The sequence below is a fragment of the Shinella sp. 20P9.1.1 genome, assembly GCF_057798995.1.
The window spans coordinates 72,698-92,331 of the sequence record NZ_JBYOLC010000007.1; the positions used below are offsets into that span (position 1 = coordinate 72,698).

The window sequence follows — 19,634 nt, forward strand, 5'->3', positions numbered from 1 at the left end:
AGTGGCTGGGGATGATTTGCACTCAAAACACGAGGCTGCCTGCTGTCAATGCAAGCACCAGGAAGATCAGGAAGATGATGAGTGCGATCGCGAAGAGCACCTTGGCGACGGTGGCGGTGGCGGCGGAAACGCCGGAGAAGCCGAGGAAGCCGGTGATCAGCGAAATAACGAGAAAAATCAGGGCCCATTTCAGCATGGTCTTGTCTCCGAATTGATCGCAGATAAGACGCATGAAAGGCAAAAAAGTTCCGGGACGTGGAGGACGCCCCGGAAGGTGGCCGCGCTTACTCTTTGCAATTCCGCACGCAAAACCGCTTCGCAGTTTCGCCGGAATTGCCCGGCGGCGGGGAGGATCAGCCGTGATTGATCATGACGTGGCGCACGGCGGTGTAGTCCTCGAGCGCATAGATCGACATGTCCTTGCCGTAGCCCGACTGTTTGACACCGCCATGCGGCATTTCGGTGGTCAGCATGAAATGCGTGTTGATCCAGGTGCAGCCGTATTGCAGGCGCGAGGCCGCCTTCATCGCCTTGCCGATATCCTTCGTCCAGACGGAGGAGGCGAGGCCATAGTCGCTGTCATTGGCCCAGTTGATCGCCTGCTCGGCTTCGGAGAAGCGCGTGACGGAGACGACAGGGCCGAACACCTCGCGGCGCACGATCTCGTCGTCCTGTGTCGCGCCGGAGACGACCGTCGGCTGGAAGAAGTAACCCTCGTCGCTGCCGGTGCGGCCGCCGGCGGTGATCTCGATATGCTTCACTTCGGCGGCGCGCTCGACGAAGCTTGCGACGCGGTCGCGCTGGCGCTTGGAGATCAGCGGACCGATCTCGTTCAGCGTGTCGTCGGGATCGTTATACTTGATGGTGGAGACGGCGGCCGAGAGGTCGGCAACGAGCTTTTCGTAGATGCCGTCCTGCGCATAGATGCGGCAGGCGGCCGTGCAGTCCTGGCCGGCATTGTAATAGCCGAAGGCGCGGATGCCGGCGACGACGGATTCGAGATCGGCATCGTCGAAGACGACGACCGGGGCCTTGCCGCCGAGCTCCAGATGGGTGCGCTTGACGGTCTTGGCGGCGGCGGCCAGCACCTTCTTGCCGGTCGCCACGTCGCCGGTGATCGATACCATGTTGATCTTCGGATGGTTGATCAGCGCATTGCCGACCGTCTCGCCGCGGCCGAGCACGATGTTGACCACGCCCTCCGGCAGGATATCCGCGAGCAGTTTCGCCATCTTGAGCGCCGTCAGCGGCGTCTGCTCAGAAGGCTTGAAGACGACGGTGTTGCCGCCGGCAATGGCCGGCGCCAGCTTCCAGGCCATCATCATCAGCGGATAATTCCACGGCGCGATCGAGCCGACGATGCCGATCGGGTCGCGGCGCACCATGGAGGTGAAGCCGGGCAGGTATTCGGCGGCGACGGGGGCTTGCAGCGTGCGGATCGCACCGGCGAAGAAGCGCCAGCAGTCGACGATGGCCGGCAGTTCGTCATTGCGGGCGGAATTGATCGGCTTGCCGCAGTTCAGCGATTCCAGCGCGGCGAAGGCGTCGGCGTCCTTCTCGATGGCGTCGGCGATGCGAAGAAGATAGCCGGAGCGTTCGGCGGGCGTCGTCGTCGCCCAGGAGACGAAGGCCTTTTCAGCGGCGTCGACGGCGGCGTCGATCTGGGCGTAGGACGCCTCGGGCAGATCGACGATCTTGCCGCCGGTCTTCGGGTTGAGAATATGCTCTTCCGCCTCGGTGCCGGCTTCGAAGCGCGCGCCAATCAGCATCTGGGTGTCCATGAACGTTCTCCCTATCGTTGGGTTATTTGCCGCCGCCGGCGACCTGATCGCCATCGCGGGTGAGGTAGTAGGCGCCGAGGATCGGCAGGAAGGTGACGAGCACCACGAACATGGCGACGACATTCGTCACCGGCCGCTGGCGCGGGCGCACGAGCTCTTCCAGCATCCAGATCGGCAGGGTCGATTGCTGGCCGGCGGTGAAGGTCGTCACGATCACCTCGTCGAAGGACAGCGCGAAGGCGAGCATGCCGCCGGCAAGCAGCGCCGTGCCAATATTCGGCAGGATGATGTAGCGGAAGGTCTGGAAACTGTCGGCACCGAGATCCATCGAGGCTTCGATCAGGGAGCCGGAGATACGGCGGAAGCGGGCCACCGCATTGTTATAGACGACCACGACGCAGAAGGTCGCGTGGCCGAGCACGATGGTCCAGAACGAGAAGGGCATCTCCACGAAGGAAAAGGCCGAGCGCAGCGCGATGCCGGTGATGATGCCGGGCAGCGCGATGGGCAGGATGACGAGCAGCGAGACCGTTTCCCGGCCGAAGAATTTCGTGCGGCTGACGGCGGCGGCGCAGAGCGTGCCGAGCACCAGGGCGACAGCCGTCGAGATCGAGGCGACGCGGACCGAAAGGCCCATGGCTTCCCAGACATCCGGCCGGTTCCAGGCCACTGCGAACCATTGCAGCGTGTAGCCCGGCGGCGGGAACTGGTAGCTCTTCTCCTCCGTGGTGAAGGCATAGAGGAAGATGAGCAGGATCGGCAGGTGCAGGAAGGCGAGGCCGAGACCGGCGGCGACCTTCAGGCCGAGGGGGGCGGAGGCGTTTCTATCAGAGCGCATCGAAGGCTCCCTGTCGTTTGGCCATCCAGAGATAGAGGCCCATGATGACGATCGGCACGACGGAGAAGGCGGCGGCGAGCGGGATGTTGCCCGCCGTGCCCTGCTGGGCATAGACCGCCTGGCCGATGAACAGCCGGGACGAACCGATGATCTGCGGAATGATGTAATCGCCCAAGGTCAGCGAGAAGGTGAAGATCGAGCCGGCGATGATGCCGGGCAGCGCCAGCGGGAAGAGCACGAAGCGGAAGGTCTGCGCCGGGTTGCCGCCAAGGTCTGCCGAGGCTTCGATCAGGTTGCCCGGCACGCGCTCCAGCGAGGCCTGGATCGGCAGGATCATGAAGGGCATCCAGACATAGATGAAGACGATGAAGGTGCCGGTATAGCTGATCGATAGCGAGGAGCCGCCGACGACCGGGAGCGCCAGCCAGGCATCGAGCAGCCACAGGAGGTGCAGCTTGGCGAAGACCCAGGTGAGGATGCCTTCTTTGGCGAGGATCAGCTTCCAGGCATAGATCTTGACGAGGTAGCTCGACCACAGCGGCAGCATGACGCCGAGATAGAAAATGACCTTCCATTTCCCCTTGGCGTAGCGTGCCGCGTAATAGGCGATGGGGAAGGCGATGACGGCGGAGGCGAGCGTTACCAGCACGGCCATCAGGACGGTGCGCAGGATGATGTCGAAATTCGAGGGGATCAGCAGCTGCCTGTAGGTGGCGAGCGTGAACTCGTAATTGATCAGCCCGGAAAAGTCGTCGATCGAGAAGAAGCTCTGCAGCAGCAGGGCGAAGAGCGAACCGAGATAGATGATGCCGAGCCAGAGCAGCGGCGGCGTCAGCATCAGGAGCAGCAGGATCTTGGGGTTGCGCCAGAAGAAATCCGAGAGCCGCCCGGAGGGGCCTTGCCGGCCCGCGAGGATGGAGGTGTCGATGACCGTGCTCATTGGGCGCCGTCCATCGTGTGCAGGTCCTGCGGCAGGAAGGAGAGAGTGACCACCTCGCCCTGTGCGGGAACGGCGGCGGAAGCTGGCAGCATGGCGGCGACGCGCGCGCCGTTCGTCTCCACCGTCACGCGGTTGGCAGCACCCAGGAAGCTTGCGGCCGTGACGCGGCCGGCGAATTGCTTGCGGCCGGGGCCGTCGCCGAGGCCGATGTCTTCCGGCCGGAGGCTGGCATAGTGTTTGCCGAAACCGAGATGTTCCACGAAATCCGGCGGCAGCACGTTGGAGGAGCCGACGAAATCGGCAACGAAGCGCGTCTGCGGCCGCTTGTAGACCTCTTCCGGCGTGCCGAGTTGCTGGATTTTTCCATCGCTGAAGACCGCGATGCGGTCGGCCATCGACAGGGCCTCGCCCTGGTCGTGGGTGACGAAAACGAAGGTGATGCCGAGCGACTTCTGCAACGATTTCAGCTCTTCCTGCATCTGCTCGCGCAGTTTCAGGTCGAGTGCGCCGAGCGGTTCGTCAAGCAGCAGCACGCGGGGGCGGTTGACGAGGGCGCGGGCGAGCGCCACGCGCTGGCGCTGGCCGCCGGAGAGCTGGCCGGGGCGGCGCGTGCCGTAGCCCGGCAGCTTCACCATGGCGAGTGCCTTTTCGGCTGCCTTCAGCCGTTCGGCCTTGCCTACCCCTTTGACCATCAGGCCATAGGCGACATTTTCGAGGATCGAAAGATGCGGGAAGAGGGCGTAGTCCTGGAACACCGTGTTGACGTTGCGCCGGTAGGGCGGCACGCCCTCCGCCGTCTCGCCGAAGATCTCGATATGGCCCGCGGTCGGCTGTTCGAAACCGGCCATCAGGCGCAGGCATGTCGTCTTGCCCGAACCGGAGGGCCCGAGCATCGCGAAGAATTCGCCCTCGGCAATGGCGAGATCCACGCTGTCGACGGCGCGGACAGCGCCGAAATGGCGGGAGACTTGCTGGAACAGGACGGCGGTCATTGGGGGCTCCCGGTGGTTTGGAGGCGATGGGCGCGGCGAGCCAATCGCAAAGGGTCATGAGCAGGAAAACGGCGCACCTATCCGATCTCCCCCCCTTGTGGGGGAGATGCCCGGCAGGGCAGAGGGGGGTAAAGCCGCCCGCATGGTCAAATATTGCCGCTTCGCGGCCACCCCCCTCTGTCACCTTCGGCGACATCTCCCCCACAAGGGGGGAGATTAGAGGGAGTATGCCGCGTCGATTGCGTTAGCGGCCGCCGATCACGCCGATATAGTCGGAGACCCAGCGGTGATAGGGCACGCATTCGCCCTGGCTTTCGCACTTCGAAACCGGCGTGCGCCAGAAGGCGATTTTGTCGAAATTGTCGAAGCCGTTGGTCGCGCAACCGCCGTCGGTCAGGAGCGCATTGCCCTTGCAGGCGGCCGGAACCGAGGGAACCGCGCCGAACCAGGCGGCGGCATCGCCCTGCACCTTGGCCGACAGCGAATGTTCCATCCACATATAGGCGCAGTTCGGATGCTGGCTTTCGGCATGCAGCATGGTCGTATCCGACCAGCCGGTGACGCCTTCTTCCGGGAAGGTCGAGGCGATCGGCTGCTTTTCAGCCTGCATCAGGTTGACCTGGAACGGCCAGGAGCCCGAGGCGACGACGCCTTCGTTCTTGAAGTCGTCGATCTGGATCATCGCATCGTGCCAGTAGCGGCCTACCAGCGTGCGCTGAACGCGAAGCAAGTCGAGGGCGGCCTTGTACTGGTCTTCGTTGAGCTCGTAAGGGTTCTTGATGCCGAGTTCCGGTTTGTGCGCCATCAGATACTGGGCGGCATCGGCGATGTGGATCGGGCCGTCATAGGCCTGCACGCGGCCCTTGTTGGACTTGCCGTCGGGCAGCGTCATTTCCTCGAAGACGACCTTCCAGCTCTTCGGCGCTTCGCCCTTGAAGGCTTCGGTGTTGTACATCAGCACGTTCGGTCCCCAGAGATAGGGCGTGCCGTAGTGAACGCCGTTGACCGTGTGCCACGGCGCGCTCTGCAAGCGCTCGTCGATGGTCTTCCAGCTCGGGATGAGATCGGTATTGATCGGCTGGACGCGCTTGCCGGCAACGAGGCGGAGCGACGCATCGCCCGAGGCGGTGACGAGGTCGAAACCGCCTTCGTTCATCAGCGCGACCATTTCGTCCGACGTCGCGGCGGTCTTCACGGTGACCTTGCAGCTCGTCTTCTTCTCGAAATCGGTGACCCAGTCATAGGCCTTGTCCGTCTCGCCGCGCTCGATATAGCCGGCCCAGGCGACGATGGACACTTCGCCTTCGCCGGCGCCGAGCTCCTTCAGGGGCTCCTGTGCGATGGCGGCTGTGGTGAAGGCGAGCGAAAGGGTAAGCGCGGTGCAGGAATGCAGAAGTCGCTTCATGACAGTCTCCCGGTTTGGCCGCTTTTGAGCGGTATTGTTCCCGGTTGAAAAGGTGCCGCGATTTTGCCGCTTTCGCAAATTCATTAATCAGAATGTCGCTATCGGAAATTCCGAATGCTCTATGAAGCGGGCGACCTTAATCGTCTGTAAAGCAGCCATGGAGGAAGCTCTCGCTTTGCACGATAGGGAGCAGGCGACAATGGGCCGGCCGGAACACATTGCCAGTCTCGATGGCTTGCGCGGCCTTGCGGCGGTGCTGGTCGTCATGGCGCATATCGGCCTTGTCTTTCCCAGCATGGCCGCTCTCCATCTTCCCATCATGGGCAGCGAGGCCGTCGGTCTGTTCTTCGCCCTGAGCGGTTTCCTGATGGCCTATCTCTATGGCGGGCAACCGGTGACGCGCGCCGCCGTGCTCGACTTTCTCGTCAGCCGCTTTGCCCGCATCTATCCTGTCTATCTCGCCGCCGTCGTCGTCGTGATGATCCTCTCCGTCGCGCCGGGTCTCGACTACATCCAGCCGATCCAGGGCATGAAGGATTTTGTCCGGCATGTCGTGCTGCTCGGCTCGAGCGGCGTCTTCTGGTCGGTGCCGCCGGAAATCCAGTTCTATCTCTTTTTCCCCGTGCTCTGGCTTTGCCTCGGCCAGCCGCGCCGGTTTCCGGCTCTGATCGCCGTCCTGATGGCGTTCGTCGCCATCGATGGCCTGCTCGGCCTGCCGGGGCCGGGTATCCTGCTTCCCTCGAAGCTGCCCTATTTCCTGTTCGGCGCCGTCGCCGGCCGCCTTCATGCGCTCTGGGGGCCGGCTTCCCGGTCGCCGCTCATCGGGGTGCTGGCGCTTTCGCTGCCGATCCTGTTCATGAGCTATCGTTACGTCCTGCCGGCAGTCGATCCCGGTTTCTGGGGCGTGCACAGCGCGTTTGCCTCAGCCGTCATCGTCGCGCTCGTCGCCTGGCAGGCGCCGCTATCGGCCGGAATCTTCGCCTCCGTGCCGCTTCGTTTTCTCGGTGCGATCAGCTTCTCGCTCTACCTCTTCCACGTGCCGGCGATGTTTCTTGCGCAGCACACGCTGAGCGGCCTGCTTCCGGAGCCGCTGGTCATTCCGCTGACATTCGTCATCGCTGGCCTTGCCGCGTGGTTTCTGCATGTGACGATCGAAGTGCCGGCCCGGCAATGGCTGGTCGGCCTGTGGCGCAAGAGCGGGCTGCGCAGCGGCCTGATCGATAGGCCCGCCGGGAAAATAGAAGCTCCGGCGTCCAGCTAAGGCGGATCGTCAGCGCCCGCGCCCGCCGCGCAGCGCTTCCGCCAGTCCCACGAAATCCCGCGCCGCCTGCGGCAGGCTGGACCCCTTGCGCCAGACCATGCCGATCTGCACCACCGGCAGCGCGCCGGAGACGTCGCGGCTTTCGATGCGGTCGCCTTCCAGCGACCAGGGGCGGTAGACGAGATCGGGCAGCAGCGCGATGCCGGCCCCCGTCGCGACCAGGCTGCGCACGGCTTCCACGGAGCGCGTGCGGAAGGCGACATGCGGGCGGGCGCCAAGGGCCGAGAGCAGCTTTCCGGTGTTCTCCTCGATTTCATCGACCGTCAGCATGATCAGGGGCTCCCTGGCGATATCGCTGACGGAGATGATATCGGCCGAGACGAGCGGATGGCCGATCGGCAGCCAGAGCCGGTAGGGCGAGGTCTCGATGATCTCCGCCTGAAGCGCCATGCGGTCGCGCAGGTTGGAGATGACCATGACGGCGACATCCAGTTCGCCGCCGACGAGCAGGTGTTCGAGATAGGACCCGTTGTCCTCGATGGCGCTGACATCGATGCCGGGGAAGGCGCGGCGGTAGCGCGAGAGCAGATCCGACAACACGTAGCCGGCGACGAGCGAGGTGACACCGAGATTGAGCTGTCCCTTTTCCGGCGTGCGGCTGTCGGAGAAGGAGGAGCGGGCATCCGACACATTGGCGAGGATTTTCGTGGCGTGGCGCAGGAACTGGTGGCCGTTATGCGTCGTCGTCAGGCCACGCGGATGGCGTTCGAAGAGTTCGACGCCGAGATCCGATTCGAGCTCCTTGATCGCCTCGGTGATCGAGGATTGCGAGATCGAGAGGTTCTGCGCGGCGCGCGTCACGGAGCCCTGTTCCGCGACGGCGACGAAATATTGCAATTGCCGGAGGGTGAATGCCATGGCGGCAGTTAATATGCCGGCGGCAGGTCAGGCAAGCGCCGAAAATTCCTTGGGAAAGCCGTTTGCGGGGCAGGCGGTGGGGAAGGGCGCTGCTATGCTACCGGGACAAGACGAGGAGCCGCCATGACCGAACGTCCCATGCCGACCGAGGAGGGCATTCTGACCTTCCACAAGCGCTGCGAGGATTTCTACCCCACCGATGCTGTCGATGCCGATATCACGCAGCAGCGTGCCTGGTACGATGCCCTGTGCGCTGCCTTCGATGCGCCGCCGCCGGCCGGCATGGTCAAGGAGGATGGGCTGGTGGCGGGGCGCATTCCGGTGCGGCGCTACCGGCCGGCCGCTGTCACGACGGGGACGCGGCTCTACTATTTTCATGGTGGCGGGTTCGTTGTGGGATCGCTCGATAGCCACGATGCGATCTGCGCCGAACTGTCCGAAGCGGCGGGTGCCGAACTCTTTTCCATCGATTATCGCCTGTCGCCGGAGCATGTCTGGCCCGCCGCCTTCGAGGATTGCTGGGCAGTTCTCGTCTCGCTTTTGCAGGACGGTCAGCCGGTCGTGGTCATCGGCGACAGTGCCGGCGGCAATCTGGCGGCCGGGATCGTGCTGAAGGCGCGTGACGAGGGGCTGAAGGGTATCGTCGGGCAGGCCTTGATCTATCCCGGTCTGGGGGGCGATCTGGTTTCAGGCTCCTATGTGGAGATGGCCGATGCGCCGGGCCTTTCCACCGCCGATGTCGCCTATTACCGCGATGTCTACAAGGCGCCTGACGATGCGGCCCATGCCTTTCCGCTCCGGGCGGCCGAGCTGGCCGGCCTGCCGCCGGCCTTCATCACCGGCGCCTATTTCGATCCGCTGCGCGACGATGCGCGGGCCTATGCGGCGCGGCTGATCCTGGCCGGCGTGCCGGTGGAGTATCGTGAGGAAAAGCAGATGATCCATGCCTGGCTCCGGGCCCGCTTCATGAGCGAGGGGGCAAAGGCCTGCTTTGCGGCACTGTGCGATGCCGTCAGCCGGATGGCGCGCGCATGAGCGGCGTCACCGATCTCGATGAACTCCTGAAGACGATGGAGCCGGCGTTGGCCGAGGGTTGTTTCGTCTATGCCTGCGTGCCGGCCGACGGACTGGCGCGTCACCTTTACCGGAAACCGATTGGTTTCTTCCAGGAGGCGGAGGGGTTGACGCTGATCGTGCCGATCGCCGCCGCCGAAGGGCTTTCCGCCAGCCCGCCGATGCGGATGATCACGCTGACCGTGCATTCCTCGCTGGAGGCGGTGGGACTGACCGGGGCCTTCGCCGCGGCGTTGACGCGCGAGGGCATCAGCGCCAACGTGGTTGCCGCCTACCATCACGACCACATATTCGTGCCGGAGCGGGATGCCGAACGGGCGCTGGACGCCCTTCGCGCACTCTCCCGTTCGGCGCGGGAAAAGGGAGAGGGACGATGAGATTTTTCCGGTTTGCGGGAGCTGTGCTGGCTCTTGGCCTTGCAACGGCGTCGCCGTCCCTATCCGTCGCCGAGGATGCGGCGCCGCCGATCCCGGCCTGTGCGCTGACTGGTGCCCAAAGCGTCTTCATCGGCGGCGCGCCGGCGCTCAGGCTGTCCGACGTGGTGAACTGCCCGCCGGAACTTTACGAGATCGTGCCGAGCATCATGATCGAGGGCCAGCCCATGGTGAAGTTCCGCAGCGGCGTGGGCGAGAAGGGCAATTGCACGGCGCGCGGCGAAGAGACCGTGATGGCCGAGGGCGAGACGACGAGCCGCGTCGGGGACGTGAACTGCACGCAGAAGTGAGTGAATGAGCGTGGCGAGCGGTTTTTGCTAAGAAGGTCGCCCCACCCTCAACGTCATCCTCGGGCTTGATCCGAGGATCCATGCCACGGGCAGGACGGTGCGGATGCGTGGATCCTCGGGTCAAGCCCGAGGATGACACGTAGAGAGGCTTGTGGCGTGTTCAAAAATAAACGGGCGACCCGAGGCCGCCCGCTTTGATCAGTTGCCGGCGCTTGCCATGCGCCGCGTGGTGAGAACTTTCTCCAGCCAGCCGATCTCCATTTCCGGAACCGATTTCAGCAACAGGTCCGTATAGTCGTCGAAGGGCGGCGAGAGCACCTTCGATTTCGGGCCGAAGCGCACGAGCTTGCCGCGATGCATCACGGCCACCGAATCGGCGATGGCGCGCACGATGGCGATGTCGTGCGTGATGAACATGTAGGAGACCTGCGTTTCCTCCTGAAGTTTCAGGAGAAGTTTCAGGATGCCTTCGGCCACCAGCGGGTCGAGGGCGGAGGTCGGCTCGTCGCAGAGGATGAGCTCGGGCTTGGCCGCCAAGGCGCGGGCGATGGCGACGCGCTGTTTCTGGCCGCCCGAAAGCTCGGCCGGATAGCGGTCGGCAAACCGGCCGCCCATCTCGATCTGCTCCAGCAGTTCCTTCACCCGCTCGGTCTTCTGCTGGCCGCGCAGGCCGTAATAGAAGGTGAGCGGGCGGCCGACGATGTCGCGCACCGTCTGGCGCGGGTTCATCGCGGTGTCGGCCATCTGGTAGATCATCTGGACGCGGCGAAGCTCGTCGTTCGACCGGCCCTTCAGCGCCTTCGGCAAAGCTTTGCCGTCGAAGCTGATCGTGCCGTCCTGCGGCGGCAACAGGCCGGTGATGACGCGGGCAAGGGTGGATTTGCCCGAGCCCGATTCCCCCACCACCGCCAGCGTCTGGCCCTTCGGCAGATGCAGCGAGACGTTCTGCAACACCTTGAAGCCGTTGGAATAGCCGGCGGTGATGTTGTCGACCTTGAGCAGCGTATCCGTCTGGTCGGGCGCCTCATCCCGTCTCGTGCCGCGCACATTGACCAGCGCACGGGTATAGTCCTGCGTCGGGGCCTCGATGATCTGCTTCACCGAGCCGTATTCCACCATCTTGCCGTGGCGGAGCACGAGGATATCGTCCGTGATCTGCGCCACGACCGCGAGATCGTGGGTGATGTAGAGCGCGGCCGTGTGGGTCTCCTCGATCGCGTGCTTGATGGCGGCAAGCACGTCGATCTGCGTCGTCACGTCGAGCGCGGTCGTCGGCTCATCGAAGACGATGAGCTCCGGGTTGGGGCAGAGCGCCATGGCGGTCATGGCGCGTTGCAACTGGCCGCCGGAGACCTGGTGCGGATAGCGCTGGCCGAAGGTTTCCGGGCTTGGCAGGCCGAGCACCTTGAACAGGTAGAGCGCGCGCTTTTCCGCCTCCGCACGGCTCATGATGCCGTGTTTCAAGGAGGCCTCGATCACCTGTTCGCCGAGCCGGTGGGCGGGGTTGAAGGCCGCTGCCGCCGACTGTGCGACGTAGCAGACCTTGGCGCCGCGCACCTTGCGGATGCCAGCGGGGCCGAGCTTCAGCAGGTCCTCGCCGTTGAGCTTGACCTCGCCGCCAGTGATCCTCACCCCGCCGCGCCCATAGGCGAGCGCGGTGAGGCCGATGGTGGACTTGCCGGCGCCGGATTCGCCGATGAGGCCGAGCACCTTGCCCTTTTCGACGTCGAAGTTGACGCCTTCGACGAGGGTGACGGTCTTCGGCGGCTCGCCCGGCGGATAGCTGGTCGCCTCGATCTTGAGGTTACGGACGGAAAGAAGATCAGGCATCGCCGCGCCCTCCCTTGAGGCTCGAGGTGCGTTTCATCAGCCAGTCGACGACGAGGTTGACGCAGATGGCGAGCCCCGCAATCGCACCGCCCGGAATGAGGGCGGCCGAAATGCCGAAGATGATGCCGTCCTTGTTGTCCTTCACCATGCCGCCCCAGTCGGCGGCCGGCGGCTGGATGCCGAGGCCGAGGAAGGAGAGGGTGGAGAGGAACAGGATCGAGAAGGCGAAACGCAGGCCGAATTCGGCGAGCAGCGGCGAGAGCGTGTTGGGCAGGATTTCCCGAAAGATGATCCAGCCCGTGCCTTCGCCGCGCAGCCGTGCGGCTTCCACGAACTCCATGACGGCCACATCGAGCGCCACGGCACGGCCGATGCGATAGACGCGCGTGCTGTCGAGCACCGCCATGACGAGGATGAGGATCCAGAGCTGCTGCGGCAGAACGGCAAGCACGACGAGGGCGAAGATCAGGGTCGGGATCGCCATCATCAGGTCGTTAAAGCGCGAGAAGGCCTGGTCGATCAGTCCCCCCGTCACCGCTGCCGTGAACGACAGGAGCATGCCGAGCGAGAAGGAGAGCACGGTTGCCGCCAGCGCCACGAAGATCGTGGTGCGGGCGCCGAAGATCAGACGCGAGAATAGGTCGCGGCCGAGATTGTCCGTGCCGAGCAGGTAGTCGCCGCCCATCGGCTGCCAGACGGAGCCGACGATTTCGCTTTCGCCATGTGGGGCGATGAACGGTGCGAAGAGGGCGCAGAAGAGGGCAAGGGCAATGCCCAGGATGCCGACCCATGCGCTGACGGGGATGGAAGAAAGTCTCATCGCGGATGCCTCAATCTCGGGTTCGCGACGATCGCAAGGATATCGGCGAACATGTTGAGGAAGATGTAGAAGGCGGCGAAGATCAGGCCGCAGGCCTGCACGACCGGCATGTCACGCACCGTCACGGCGTCGACCATGTACTGGCCCATGCCGGGATAGACGAACACCACTTCCACGACGACAACGCCGACCACGAGATAGGCGAGGTTGAGCGCGATGACGTTGATGACCGGCGCCAGCGCATTCGGCGCCGCGTGCTTGGCGATGATGCGCAGGCCCGAAAGGCCCTTCAGTTCCGCCGTCTCGACATAGGCCGAGGACATCACGTTGAGGATCGCCGCCCGCGTCATGCGCATCATGTGGGCGAGCACGACGAGGACGAGGGTTGCCGTGGGCAACGCGATGGCCGACAGGCGCTGGCCTAGTGTCATCGAGTCATAGACGGTCGCCGGGAAGGTCGCCACACCCAGCTGCACGGCGAAGAACAGGATCAGCAGGTAGCCGACGAAGAATTCCGGCAACGAGATCGCCGCAAGCGAGATGACGTTGATGATCTTGTCGGGCAGGCGGTTTCGATATTGCACCGCCAGCATGCCGAGGCCGACTGCAAGCGGTACCGAGATGATCGCGGCGAAGAAGGCGAGGAACAGCGAATTGCCGAGGCGTTTGCCGATTTGCTCGCTAACGGAGTTTTTCGACGCCCAGGACTTGCCGAAATCGCCCTGGACCGCGCCGCCGAGCCATTTGAAGTAACGCGTCGTGGCCGGCTGGTCGAGGCCGAGATCCTTGCGGATGTTCTCGATGGCCTGCGGGGTGGCCGACTGGCCGAGATAGGTGGTGGCGAAGTCGCCGGGCAAGGCTTCCACGCCGCCGAAGATCATCAGCGACACGGCGAAGAGCAACGCCACGCTGAGCGCGAGGCGTTGCAGGATAAGCGCAACCAGGGGGCTGCTCTTGCTGAGTTTCGCCCAGAACGAAGGCGTGCCTTCGATGATGGGAGCACCAGTGGACGCAACCGATCCGGCAACGCCGGCAGACTGCGGGCTATCGCCCGCAGCAGCCGTTGCTGTCAGCTCCGGACCGTGCGCCGGTCCGCCGCCGGTCATCAGGCGTCGAGCCACACACGGGTTGCGACGAAGCCGTTCGACATGTCGTTGCCGATGTCGTGGACATAGCCCTTCACCTGCTTCGAGCAGGCGTTCACGAAGTCGTTGAACATCGGCAGGATGAGGCCGCCTTCGTCACGCACCATCATGGCCATGGCGCGGTACATGTCCTTGCGCTTGGCTTCGTCCAGTTCGGAGCGGGCTTCCAGCACCATCTTGTCGAAGTCTTCGCGCAGGAAGCGCGTGTCGTTCCAGTCGGCCTTCGAGAGGTAGGCGGTGGAGTACATCTGGTCCTGCGTCGGACGGCCGCCCCAATAGGAGGTCGAGAAGGGCTGGACGTTCCAGACGTTCGACCAGTAGCCGTCGCCCGGTTCGCGCTTCACTTCGATCTCGATGCCGGCTTTCTTGGCGCTTTCCTGGTAGAGCACGGCCGCGTCGACGGCGCCCGGGAAGGCAACGTCGGACGTGCGCAGCAGAACCGAGCCGCTGTGGCCCGACTTCTTGTAGTGGAAGGCGGCCTTGTCAGGATCATAGGCGCGCTGCTCGATGCCTTCGGGGAAGAGGGCATAGGTCTCGTTGATCGGGAAGTCGTTGCCGACCTTGCCGTAGCCGCCGAGCACCTTCTCCAGCATCGTCTCGCGGTCCATCGCATATTTCAGTGCAAGCCGCAGATCGTTGTTATCGAACGGCGCCGTGTTGCAATGCATGATGAACACGTAGTGGCCGCGGCCGGAGGTGGAGAGGATCTCGACGGTCGGCGCACGCTTCAGGAGATCGACGGTCTTCGGGTCGACGCGGTTGATGTAGTGCACCTGGCCGGAAGACAGCGCTGCGATACGGGCGGTCGCGTCGTTCATGGCGATCATCTCGACCGTGTCGACATAACCGCGATCCTGGCGCCAGTCGTCCTTGTTGCGTTCGAAGGTGGCGCGTACGCCGGCTTCGAAGCTGGTGACCTTGAACGGGCCGGTGCCGATCATCGCGTTCGGATCGTCGAGGCCGCCGTTCGGCTGGATGACGAGGTGGTAGTCGGTCAGAAGCAGCGGCAGGTCGGCATTGCCTTCCGACAGGACGAGGACGAGCTTGTCGCCATCGGCCTTGATTTCCTTGATCGACTTCATGACGCCGAGCGCGCCCGACTCCGACTTCTCGTCGGTGTGGCGCTGCAGGGTCTTGATCACGTCGTCGATGGTCAGGTCCTTGCCGTCGTGGAACTTCACGCCCTTGCGGATGGTGAAGGTCCAGGTCGAGGCGTCGGCGGACGGTTCCCAGGATTCGGCGAGCGCCGGAACGGCCTTACCGGTCAGCGGCTCGGATTCGACCAGCATGTCGCCCCAGTTGCGGTTCACGACGAACATGAACTGCGAGAGCGCCTTTGCGGGGTCCTTCGAGTCGGTTGCGGCTGCCCCTTCGAGGCCGAGCTTGAGATTGCCGCCACGCTTCGGCTCCTGCGCCTTGGCGGCGGTGTCGAACATCGTGCCGGCAACGGCGAGCGTGACGCCGAAGGCCGCCGCGCGGCCCATGAACTCGCGGCGGCTCATCTTGCCGAGCGAAACCTGGTCGGTGAGGTATTTGGTGTAGTCAGTCATTCCCCTGTTCCCTTTGCTGCGCCCGTTTTGGGCATTTGTCGTTATGGTTGGCAGAATTTCTGTTTTTTGCCTCTAAGGCAACCTTACGACCGGCTTTTTGTGCAGATGCCGGTCTCGTCACGTCTCCCGGAAGCCTCCTGTTACTGCCGCCCTGCGGCTCGTGATCTATAAAGCTATCTATCCATAGGCCGTGTGTAACGCCACAAAATATCTATTTCTGCCACAAGCCAGGCTTATGGAAAGCGTTGGATTGCGCCCGATGCAGGGGCGCGCTCCTATCGTCCTTTCCATACGGGATCGCGCTTTTCGGCGAAGGCGCGCGCACCTTCGAGCTGATCCTCGCTGGAATAAAGAATATCGACCGTGCGGAACTGCCGCTTGGTGATCTTGTTCATGGTGCCCTGAAAGGTGTCGCCCTCGGCGGCGCGCACGACTTCCTTGATGGCGGCATAGACGAGCGGCGGACCGCTTTCGAGCAGGCGCGCCAGCTCCCAGGCGCGGTCGAGCAGCTTGTCGGCCGGCAGGATCTCGTTGACGAAGCCCCAGCGATGCGCCTCCTGCACATCCAGCCAGCGGCCGGTCAGAAGCATGTCCATCGCGATGTGATAGGGAATGCGCTTCGGCAGCTTGATCGAGGCGGCATCCGCAACCGTGCCGGAGCGGATTTCCGGCAGCGCGAAGGTCGCGTGCTCGGCGGCGAGGATGAGGTCCGTCGAGAGCGCGATTTCAAAGCCGCCGCCGCAGCAGATGCCGTTGATGGCGGCGATGATCGGCTTGTTGAGATCGCGCAGTTCCTGCATGCCGCCGAAACCGCCGATGCCGTAGTCGCCGTCCACGGCGTCTCCCGCGGCTGCGGCCTTCAGGTCCCATCCCGGACAGAAGAATTTCTCTCCCGCACCGGTGATGATGGCGACGCGCAGGCTGTCGTCGTCGCGGAAGTCGGCAAAAATCTTGCCCATGATGCGGCTGGTCGCGAGATCGATGGCGTTCGCCTTGGGGCGATCGATCGTGACTTCCAGAATGCCGCCTTCGCGGCGCTGTCTTATCGGTCCGGTCATGGGTTTTTCCTCAGACGGATCAGCGCGTCGGCCGCGACGACACCGTCGCCAGCAGGCAGCACCATTATGGGATTAACGTCCAGTTCTTCGATTATTGAAGCGTTTGAAACGACATAGGATGCCGCTGATGCGACGGCGGCGACAAGCGCGTCGATATCGCCCTTCGGGCCGCCGCGATAACCGTTCAGCAGCTTGGCGATCTTGAGGCCGGAAAGGGCCTCGCGGATCGTCTTCTCGTCGGTCGGCAACGTCAAAATTGCTGAATCTTCAAGCAATTCGACGAGGATGCCGCCGGCGCCGATCGTCAACACGGGGCCGGCGACCGGATCGCGCATCGCACCGACGATGAGTTCGGCGACGGGTTTCCCCACCATCTTTTCCACGAGAAAACCGGAGGCGACGCCCGCCATGGCCTTGGCGGCCTCCAGAACGGCCGCGCGGTTCGCCAGATTGAGCTTCACCGCACCCGCTTCCGTCTTGTGGGCGACGCCGAGACCTTTGAGCACGATGGGGAAACCGAGTGCTTCGGCGGCATCGGCAGCAGCTTCCGCCGTGTCGGCGGTGAGCCCCTGCGGAACGGGCAGGCCATGAGCGGCGAGCGCCTGCTTGGCCTCGTGTTCACTCAGTGTAACGGCTTCGCCTTCCCCTGCGGCGGCTTTGAGCAGGGGGGCGGACTGTGGTTTCGACCAGGCTTCGCCGATGCCGGCGGCCACGTCGGCGGCGGCCAGCGCCTCCTCGATGCCGTAGAGGGGCACGACGCCGTTCTGCATCAGCATCTCGGCGGTCGCTTCCGGCATGTTTTCACCCATCGAGGCGACGATGCCGGCATTGGCGCCAGAAGCCTTGGAGGCATCGATGACGGCGTGGCAGGTGGTGATCCAGTCGGCGGCGTCGCAGCGGTCGAGGCGCGGGAAATCGAGCACGACGAGGTTCAGGCCGTAGTCGCCCTTCATCATCGTCGTGAAAGCGTCGGTTTGCTTCTCGCGATTGCCCCAGACGAAGGTGTGGTAGTCGAGTGGGTTGGAGATGGTCACCATCTGGCCGAGCGTTTCGCGCAGCGGCTGGCGCTGGAAATCCTTGAGGTCGCGATATCCGACTTTCCGCTTCACCCCGGCATCCGCCATCAGCGAGGCCTCGCCGCCAGAGCAGGACATGGAGGAAATGTCGTAGTTCGGCAGCGGACCGGCGACATGCAGCAGCTTCAGCGTTTCCAGAAGTTCCGGCAGCGTTTCGACACGGCCGATGCCGAGGCGGGCGAGCAGGGCGGAAGAAACGGCGTCGTTGCCGGCAAGCGAGGCGGTGTGCGAGACGGTGGCGAGCTGCGCCTGTTCGGACTTGCCGACCTTGAGGGTGACGACCGGCTTTTTCAGTTCACGCGAACGGAGGGCCAGTCGCTCCAGGGATTCGAGGCTGTCGAAACCTTCGATATGCAGGCCGACGGCGGTGACGCGGGGGTCTTCGAGAACGGCGCAGGCGAGGTCGGCAAGGCCGGTCTGCGCCTGATTGCCGGCCGTCAGAATATAGGCGAGCGGCAGGCCGCGCTGCTGCATCGAGACATTGCAGGCGATGTTGGAGGATTGCGTGAGAACGGCCACGCCCTTGTCGATGCGCAGCATGCCGTGCTGGTCGGGCCAAAGCAGGGCGCCGTCCAGCATGTTGATGAAGCCGTAGCAGTTCGGCCCGAGGATCGGCATGTCGCCGGCCGCTTCCACCAGCGCCTTTTGCAGGTCGTCGCCATCGGCAAGTTCGCTGACGGCCTCGCGGAAACCCGAGGCATAGCAGACGGCGCCGCCCGCGCGGCGGGCGGAGAGATCGCGGATGATGCCGATGGTCAGTTCGCGGTTGACGCCGACAAAGGAGGCATCCGGCGCGCCGGGCAGGTCGGCGACCGAGCGGTAGCATTTGCGGCCGAGGATTTCGTCCTCACGCGGATGCACCGGCCAGATCTCGCCGGAAAAGCCCATCTTGTCGCACTGGAAGATCACCCGCCGCGCTTCCTTGCCGCCGAAGACGGCGATGGATTTGGGCCGGATCAGACGGTCGAGGGAGCGTACCATTCTCTGATTACGCTCCCAGCGGCCGCAGCAGATCGCGGCTGATGATGTGCCGCTGGATTTCCGACGTGCCGTCCCAGATGCGCTCCACGCGCGCATCGCGCCAGAAACGGGCGAGCGGCAGGTCGTCCATCAGGCCCATGCCGCCGAAAATCTGGATCGCCTCGTCGGTGACGCGAGCCAACATTTCCGTGGCATAGACCTTTGCCGAGGCGATCTCGCGGTTCGACGGCAGGCCCTGATCGAGCCGCCAGGCGGCGTTGAGCGTCAAAAGGTCAGCGGCGTCGATTTCGGTGATCATGTCGGCGAGCTTGAAGGAAACGCCCTGGTTTGCGCCGATCGGCTTGCCGAACTGCTTGCGCTCGGCGGCGTAGTTCAAGGCATAATCGAAGGCGCGGCGGGCGCGGCCGACCGAGGTTGCCGCGACCGTGATGCGGGTCGCGTAGAGCCAGTCATTGGCGATGTCGAAGCCTTTGTGCACTTCGCCGAGGATCTGTGAAGAGGGCAGGCGGCATTCATCGAAATTGAGAATGCAGTTCTTGTAGCCGCGATGCGACACCGACTCGTAGCCGTTGCGGATTTCGAAGCCCGGCGTGCCGCGGTCGACGAGGAAGCAGGTGATCAGCTTCTTCTTGCCACGTGGCGTGTCTTCCTCGCCCGTCGCGATGAAGACGATGACGAAATCGGCGATATTGGCATGGCTGATGAAATGCTTGGTGCCGTTGACGACCCAGTCATCGCCGTCCTTGCGGGCAAAACACTTCATGCCGCGCACGTCCGAGCCGGCATCCGGCTCGGTCATGGCGAGCGCATCGAATTTTTCGCCACGCACGGCCGGCAGAAGATACTGTTCGCGCTGCGCGTGGTTGCAGGCCATCAGGATGCCCGAGGGGCGGCCGAAGAAGACGGTGAGCGCCATGGAGCCGCGGCCAAGCTCGCGCTCGACAAGCGTGAACGAGGTATGGTCGAGGCCCGCGCCGCCGACCTCTTCGGGCATGTTGCAGCCGAAAAAGCCGATTTCCTTGCACTTGCGGGCGATTTCCTGGCCGAGTTCCGGCGGGACATGGCCGGTGCGCTCGACTTCGTTTTCGTGCGGATAGATTTCCGTTTCGACGAAGGAGCGGACCGTATCCACGATCATCTGCTGCTCGTCGGTCAATGCGAAATTCATGGCATTCCCCCTCGAATTCTTTTGCTGGCCGCCTGTCGCGGCCATGCCCTTGGCGGGCGTCTCCCCCGAAGGC

18 protein-coding genes are annotated in these 19,634 nt (G+C 64.0%); 4 read left to right on the forward strand and 14 right to left on the reverse strand.

What is annotated here, in order from left to right:
• Window positions 1-22: 22 nt before the first annotated feature.
• The 6 genes from AC27VQ_RS13875 to AC27VQ_RS13900 form a co-directional block, all read right to left on the reverse strand.
• Entirely contained in the window at window positions 23-196 is a 174-nt protein-coding gene (locus AC27VQ_RS13875; protein WP_421593055.1) for a DUF1328 domain-containing protein, read from the reverse strand.
• A gap of 157 nt (window positions 197-353) precedes the next feature.
• Complete coding sequence (locus tag AC27VQ_RS13880) at window positions 354-1,781, reverse strand: gamma-aminobutyraldehyde dehydrogenase (protein ID WP_488716720.1); 1,428 nt, start codon at window positions 1,779-1,781, stop codon at window positions 354-356.
• Between the two features lie 22 nt (window positions 1,782-1,803).
• The gene (locus tag AC27VQ_RS13885) at window positions 1,804-2,619 is read right to left on the reverse strand and encodes an ABC transporter permease (RefSeq protein ID WP_313530010.1); all 816 of its coding nucleotides are present in this window, start codon (window positions 2,617-2,619) and stop codon (window positions 1,804-1,806) included.
• Window positions 2,609-3,559, reverse strand: coding sequence for an ABC transporter permease (locus AC27VQ_RS13890; protein ID WP_421593057.1), 951 nt, complete (start codon window positions 3,557-3,559; stop codon window positions 2,609-2,611). The genes AC27VQ_RS13885 and AC27VQ_RS13890 overlap by 11 nt, the downstream gene beginning before the upstream one ends.
• The gene (locus AC27VQ_RS13895; protein WP_488716721.1) at window positions 3,556-4,551 is read right to left on the reverse strand and encodes an ABC transporter ATP-binding protein; all 996 of its coding nucleotides are present in this window, start codon (window positions 4,549-4,551) and stop codon (window positions 3,556-3,558) included. The genes AC27VQ_RS13890 and AC27VQ_RS13895 overlap by 4 nt, the downstream gene beginning before the upstream one ends.
• 244 nt (window positions 4,552-4,795) lie before the next feature.
• Window positions 4,796-5,956: an ABC transporter substrate-binding protein gene (locus tag AC27VQ_RS13900; RefSeq protein ID WP_421591405.1), complete on the reverse strand. Its 1,161-nt coding sequence runs from the start codon at window positions 5,954-5,956 to the stop codon at window positions 4,796-4,798.
• A gap of 199 nt (window positions 5,957-6,155) precedes the next feature.
• Here AC27VQ_RS13900 and AC27VQ_RS13905 point away from each other — a divergent pair, with 199 nt between their 5' ends.
• Entirely contained in the window at window positions 6,156-7,217 is a 1,062-nt protein-coding gene (locus AC27VQ_RS13905) for an acyltransferase family protein (RefSeq protein WP_488716722.1), read from the forward strand.
• Between the two features lie 9 nt (window positions 7,218-7,226).
• On the opposite strand, the gene AC27VQ_RS13910 is transcribed toward AC27VQ_RS13905, so the two are convergent.
• Entirely contained in the window at window positions 7,227-8,135 is a 909-nt protein-coding gene (locus tag AC27VQ_RS13910; RefSeq protein ID WP_488716723.1) for a LysR family transcriptional regulator, read from the reverse strand.
• Between the two features lie 123 nt (window positions 8,136-8,258).
• Between AC27VQ_RS13910 and AC27VQ_RS13915 the strand changes: the two genes are divergently transcribed.
• The 3 genes from AC27VQ_RS13915 to AC27VQ_RS13925 are packed head-to-tail and all read left to right on the forward strand — an operon-like array spanning window position 8,259 to window position 9,933.
• Window positions 8,259-9,170: an alpha/beta hydrolase gene (locus AC27VQ_RS13915; RefSeq protein WP_488716724.1), complete on the forward strand. Its 912-nt coding sequence runs from the start codon at window positions 8,259-8,261 to the stop codon at window positions 9,168-9,170.
• On the forward strand, window positions 9,167-9,586 hold the full coding sequence (locus AC27VQ_RS13920; RefSeq protein ID WP_488716725.1) for an ACT domain-containing protein: 420 nt from the start codon (window positions 9,167-9,169) through the stop codon (window positions 9,584-9,586). The genes AC27VQ_RS13915 and AC27VQ_RS13920 overlap by 4 nt, the downstream gene beginning before the upstream one ends.
• Window positions 9,583-9,933, forward strand: a complete 351-nt coding sequence (locus AC27VQ_RS13925) for a PAAR domain-containing protein (protein WP_488716726.1) — start codon at window positions 9,583-9,585, stop codon at window positions 9,931-9,933. Before AC27VQ_RS13920 ends, AC27VQ_RS13925 begins: the two co-directional genes overlap by 4 nt.
• Before the next feature lie 198 nt (window positions 9,934-10,131).
• Here AC27VQ_RS13925 and AC27VQ_RS13930 read toward each other — a convergent pair whose 3' ends face one another.
• The 7 genes from AC27VQ_RS13930 to AC27VQ_RS13960 all read right to left on the reverse strand — a co-directional run bounded on the left by AC27VQ_RS13930 (window position 10,132) and on the right by AC27VQ_RS13960 (window position 19,561).
• Window positions 10,132-11,763, reverse strand: coding sequence for an ABC transporter ATP-binding protein (locus AC27VQ_RS13930; protein ID WP_488716727.1), 1,632 nt, complete (start codon window positions 11,761-11,763; stop codon window positions 10,132-10,134).
• Window positions 11,756-12,583 (reverse strand): ABC transporter permease, encoded by an 828-nt coding sequence (locus AC27VQ_RS13935; RefSeq protein WP_488716728.1) that lies wholly within the window; start codon window positions 12,581-12,583, stop codon window positions 11,756-11,758. The genes AC27VQ_RS13930 and AC27VQ_RS13935 overlap by 8 nt, the downstream gene beginning before the upstream one ends.
• Window positions 12,580-13,689: an ABC transporter permease gene (locus AC27VQ_RS13940; protein ID WP_488716729.1), complete on the reverse strand. Its 1,110-nt coding sequence runs from the start codon at window positions 13,687-13,689 to the stop codon at window positions 12,580-12,582. Before AC27VQ_RS13940 ends, AC27VQ_RS13935 begins: the two co-directional genes overlap by 4 nt.
• Window positions 13,689-15,278 (reverse strand): ABC transporter substrate-binding protein, encoded by a 1,590-nt coding sequence (locus tag AC27VQ_RS13945; RefSeq protein WP_488716730.1) that lies wholly within the window; start codon window positions 15,276-15,278, stop codon window positions 13,689-13,691. Before AC27VQ_RS13945 ends, AC27VQ_RS13940 begins: the two co-directional genes overlap by 1 nt.
• A 275-nt stretch (window positions 15,279-15,553) precedes the next feature.
• A complete protein-coding gene (locus AC27VQ_RS13950; RefSeq protein ID WP_488716731.1) occupies window positions 15,554-16,336 on the reverse strand; it encodes a carnitinyl-CoA dehydratase in 783 nt (260 codons plus the stop codon).
• Window positions 16,333-18,393: an acetate--CoA ligase family protein gene (locus AC27VQ_RS13955; protein ID WP_488716732.1), complete on the reverse strand. Its 2,061-nt coding sequence runs from the start codon at window positions 18,391-18,393 to the stop codon at window positions 16,333-16,335. The genes AC27VQ_RS13950 and AC27VQ_RS13955 overlap by 4 nt, the downstream gene beginning before the upstream one ends.
• Before the next feature lie 7 nt (window positions 18,394-18,400).
• On the reverse strand, window positions 18,401-19,561 hold the full coding sequence (locus tag AC27VQ_RS13960) for an acyl-CoA dehydrogenase family protein (protein ID WP_488716733.1): 1,161 nt from the start codon (window positions 19,559-19,561) through the stop codon (window positions 18,401-18,403).
• Window positions 19,562-19,634 lie beyond the last annotated feature (73 nt).